Consider the following 5005-nt stretch of genomic DNA (forward strand, 5'->3'; position numbering starts at 1 on the left):
TGCATTAGTATTGATTACGTGGTTTTTCCCGTCAATACTAATGCTGAGATATAAACCTGCAATACAAATAATCCGTATATTCCTGTTATAATTACCAATGTTAATACCTGTTTATATCGCTGTAATAATGTTTTTTTTACCAGGATAATAGTAGTCCATTTTCCTAGTAATGCGGCTAGTAAAATTCCCCAATAATCAGGAATAAAAACTACCCGATGCTGCCGGATTATATGGTGAACCATATAAGCAAATACTTCTCCTCTAGTTAATACTTCCAGGCACTGCTTTATATCCTGTTCAACAGGTTGATAGTAATGGCACCAATAGCCAGCAACTGACGGAAAGTAAAAGTCATCTTCGGTGTCATTGTAGTCACCATGGGTGATGATAACAACTTGCTGCATCACATGCTGTTGGAGTTCTGGATTAGGCACAGGAAAATTGAGAAGTTCCTTAGCTGTAATAGATTTGTAGACTTGTCTAGGAGGAATAGAAAAGTCAATAATGGAAGCTAGTCCAAAAGGAGGAGCAGATTGATGGAAAGGAATCAGCCCTTGATTGTGAGTCTTTCTTTGCTTTAGATAATCACTGACTTGGGACTGAAAATCTACTGTACTGTTTAATGTTGGCTGGGGTAAACTATCTGAAGATGACTGGTGATTGAGCAGATGAGCTACTGCTAGCTGATAGGCAAACGGACATGACTCGTCGATACAGGTGGGATCTAGAGGCTGTTCAATAGTCCAAGGCTCAAATTCTATGTACCCTTCTAAACTCCATTTGCGACTAGCGACTTTATCTTGTTTATCTGCTGCTAGCACAAACCAAGTGTTATGGTTTTCCACAGCAGAGCGAATCGCTTGATCAAGGTTTTCGTATCTAGGTTGGTAGATATGCCGACTGTAGTAAATGCCGATTACTTGAGCATTCAAGGCGTATAGGTGTCTTACCAACTTGGCTAAGTATTCGGAATCAATCAACTTACCTTGTGTGCTTTCTATTGCTTCATCAGCTTGATCTAGAGATTCCTGATCGATGGCAACTAACAAAACAGGCGCTAAGGTATGCTTTGGTAATTGATTCGTCAAATTACGATAGACAGCTTGAACAAACGCTCGGATGTCGAACAATAATTCGACTTGAATAGCTGGGATGACGCTCAGCAGTAAAACTGTTCCCAATGCGATCGCTTCTGGTCTTGTCGGTAACCACTGCTGCAGCATTTTCTTCCAATCAAACCGCTCAATGCGATAGGGAATCAAACCGGGAGGATTAAATAAAGAGGGAAGCAGATAGGCAGAGGGATAGGCAAATTTTTCTACGGATTGAAGATGTTGACAGGCTTCGAGTAGTGCATCGTAAACATCTCTATGGTCAGCTAGGGGCTTACAGAACTGCTGGAGAAAACTCTGAGCCACATCATTGCGAATGGGTTCCCGCATCACTATTACCTGTAACCCAAGTTTAATCAGAGAGTTAGCAATGCTCAGACCACTGCAGGAGTTGAAAATGGCCAGCTGCAATCTATGTTCTTTAGCTTGAGTTAATTTTTCTTCGAGTTCACTAATCGACAGGGATATATTCGGAGCGATCGCAAGTCTTCCTCCTGTGGTTGTGGTTTCATCGCTATGTCCAGCAAAGAACAGCACATCCCAGCCTCGTTGATCACAGATAGCATTAGCAATTTTGGTTTTGATATCGACATGGTTTTCATGGGGTTGCCAGGTTACTCGCTCGACCTCAGCAATAGATTTAAGCGATCGCACAGCTTTCCAATCATCCTGCAACGGTAGTCTGGGATCATCTCCGAAGATAGCTAGAATGCGGGTTTTTCTAAGGTGTGCCTTCCCTATCCCTTTGAAAAAGCGCGGGGTCGCAGCGCAAACTGTCAGGGGCTTAGTACAAGCAATGGGATCCGGATTATCCATAGCGCTTCTGAAAATGCGAACCCTCCCCAGGGGTGTGCCTTCAGGAGCAAGTTTCCAAGTTTCCCATGGTAACCGTTCCATTTCTATAGAGTCACAAGCTACGAAAATATCAACACTGGGGTGAGTACCAATCCCCTTGCCGTCTTCCGATATCACTTGAGCAACACGAGTCAATTCGTCTCGAATCCGCTGTTGAATCTTACGAACGTTTCCTTCTCCTAACCAACGCTGGAAAGCATTGAGGAACTCTCTTTCTGCCTCCATCAAATCATAACATCGGTCACCTGAACCAGGATTAATTCTGCCACTATCTCCTATAGGTTTCACTGACGGGAATTCGTAAAACATAGTGTAGCGCTGTCGCCACCGTTGATAACATCTTTGTATTTATTTTGAATAGTTTATACTGGCAGATAGCTGCCTTTTACTGTCATTCCAAAGCAGCAAAAAAAAACAAGATTTATCATCTGTTTTATGCCAAATTTTTAGTTCAAAAACAGTAGCCATTGCCCAAAATAATCCTCGTTTTTTTTATTATTACCGATTACCTGTTCTAAATTTAATACTCCCTACTCCCTAATTTATAATGTCTAATCCATTTTTAATCAATAACTTAAATGCTGTTTAACTAGGCTTAAATTCATAAGGAGATAAGGTCTGTGCTGAGCTATCCGGTGGGATAATCGTCACCACAAATTTTTCATCTGAGCGTCCTTCCACACGGGCAAACAGAAATGGATCATCAAACCCTGATACAGGCTCATGTATAATAGACCTTAGGTTGCTAACTTGTAGCTTAAATCCATCAGGTAAAGGAGTACCCATTTTAGTTCCTAAAATTAGCAGCAATGACCATTTTGGTGGAGGAATTGGAGAGTCAATAGGCCAGGTTACGGCACATAGTCGTAAAGGAATTTTACCTAAATCAATGTCCTGATAGGATCGACCTGGTTCGGGAGGAATGTCCATTCCTTGATATCTAAGCTCATTAATCACATTATCGAATTGATCAAGTGACCGAAATACCGATGAATTCGCAGTAAGAGATTGAGGGATGAACAATCCTAAACCTTGGGCAAATTCATCTAATTTACCCTCCAACCATTGCTGGGTATTGATAGCCTTTTGAGTTAGGATGGTGAATACTTCTGTAATCCGAATAGAAAGGGAGGTTGTTCTCTGTGGAGTTAGTTGCCATTGATATAACAACTCCAGTAATTCAGGACTTTGGAGTATAGTCAGCCCTTGCTCCCAGCTTAACGTTTGCCAAAGGGTTTGCTCAGGATATTGTAGGCGATCTAATAATGTTTCTAATGTTTCCAAGTCAGGTTGATTCAGAGATAGTCTACGGAGGTAATTAGGAGAAGTTAGTGGTAGCTTAATGGCAGCGTAATCCAAGAAACGTAAATAAAATAGTAGGTGATTTGGCTCAGGATCAAACAATGACAGAGGTAAACTATAGTTCCAATCCACTTCAGGATGTAAATTACACACTTGTCGGTAATCAACCAGTTCGTCGTAACGGATAAAGCCTCTAATAATAGCAGTCTCTAGCTCTTCTTGCACTTCAATCACAACATAGAAATGAGCAGCAAAGTCTGGTAAATCAATGGCGGCTATCGGTACAGTAACCACTTCATCAATGAAACTCTCACTGGTAAGTAAACAAAGCTTAAATTCGCCTACGATAAGATTACATACCGCTTCAATCACATTAGCGTATTTAGGTTGTCGTAAAGAACAACAATTATCAGAAATCAAGATATTAGCTAACTTTTCCTCTAACCATTGTGTAAAACTAAGTAATGCTAGTCCATTCAGATAGGTTTGCCATTGGCGTGCTTCTGAGATGACTTGGTTACTCATTTGTACTGCTTGCTCAAACTGTTCGGATTCTAACCAAATACATTCTGGTTGCACAAGCCTGAGGTCGGTGGAATTAACAGAATAACTAGTCATGATTTTCCGGCTTCAGTGTCTCAAGGTAGCGGCATAGTCGCTGGGTATATAGGCTATTAGTAGAACGGTTTTTCCCTGTCATGATTTCTGCAGCTGCTTCTTGGAAGACTTCAGCATCGACAAAAGCTTCTAGGTGTTCCATCAAGTTTCTTAAATAGTCTGGATCCCTAAACATATTTGCCAGATTAAACTGATGTGCTGCATGGGAGATAATGTGGAAAAGTTTGTCTATTGTCCAAAACCGCACCCGATTGAGTAGCTCCTTTGGATTTAGCACCCGGCTCACTTGGGACTGATTAGTCATTCCTAAAATAGAGGCAATCTCGGCTTGAGATTTACCATGACAGTAGATCAGTTCAAGACCTGATATAATCTTGGACGCAAAACGGGCGTAACTTCGACTGTACTGTAGCTTGGTAATGTGCTCCGTTAGCCCTTGCTCTATCCCCAAATCCAAACAGGCTATGAGTTGCTGACCAAAGAATTGCTGTAATTCTTGTCGTGCGATCGCATCTAAAGTGTTGGTGAAATTTGGGTCTGGTAACTCTCGGTCGCGTCTAGTATCCGAATCCGACACCTCTAGGGGTTCCGATGGCGGAAATCCGCTGCGAATCCATATGTCATATTGCCTTAGCAGTCTGGCCAGATGTTTGAGTTCATCCCTCAGCTGTGCTAGAGAGTTGACAATTACCGATTTTTCCTGCAAGAGGTGTCTGATTTCTTCAAGTTGAGACTGGGTGGGATCCGGACAACGTCTAGCTTTTTTTGCTGGCTGTTGGCGTCTGTCCCTACGGTAGACTGCATGAAAGGCTTCTAGGATATTGCGATCGCGTGGCAATAGTTTTTCAAATTGTATCGGTCTAGCTCGATTCAGCAGCGCCCAGTCACTGAGAAAACAAAGTCCCCGCTCCGATAAGAAGTCTTTGAGTTTAGGATTTTGTTTGGTTTGATAGTAGACCCAATCATCTAACCTAGACTTGGATGGAGAATTCAGGTTATATTTTCGTAATACTTCAACCGTAAAAAATTGGTAATCGGTTTTTTTGGTTTCCCTATCCCCATTCAAGATAAGTTGAGTTGTACTATCCTGATCTAAGATGACTAGCACTTTACCATCA

Annotated in this window: 3 protein-coding genes; all 3 read right to left on the reverse strand. The window is 41.8% G+C overall.

Going from position 1 to position 5005, the window contains the following annotated elements:
- Positions 1-14: 14 nt before the first annotated feature.
- Positions 15-2255 carry a CHAT domain-containing protein gene (locus F6J94_RS30040; RefSeq protein ID WP_293047011.1) on the reverse strand — a complete coding sequence of 747 codons (2241 nt, stop codon included), beginning with the start codon at positions 2253-2255 and terminating at the stop codon, positions 15-17.
- A 297-nt stretch (positions 2256-2552) separates the two neighbouring features.
- Positions 2553-3887 carry a DUF1822 family protein gene (locus F6J94_RS30045; RefSeq protein WP_293047013.1) on the reverse strand — a complete coding sequence of 445 codons (1335 nt, stop codon included), beginning with the start codon at positions 3885-3887 and terminating at the stop codon, positions 2553-2555.
- On the reverse strand, positions 3880-5005 hold a 1126-nt coding region (locus F6J94_RS30050), incomplete at its 5' end, for a hypothetical protein (RefSeq protein WP_293047015.1). The genes F6J94_RS30045 and F6J94_RS30050, both read right to left, overlap by 8 nt.

Origin of the sequence: Moorena sp. SIO1F2 (assembly GCF_010672755.1) — a bacterium.
GTDB lineage: Bacteria > Cyanobacteriota > Cyanobacteriia > Cyanobacteriales > Coleofasciculaceae > Moorena.

Coding starts and splice junctions, on each gene's coding strand:
- F6J94_RS30045 (WP_293047013.1), bottom strand. CDS start 3,887: ATGACTAGTTATTCTGTTAATTCCACCGACCTCAGGCTTGTGCAACCA.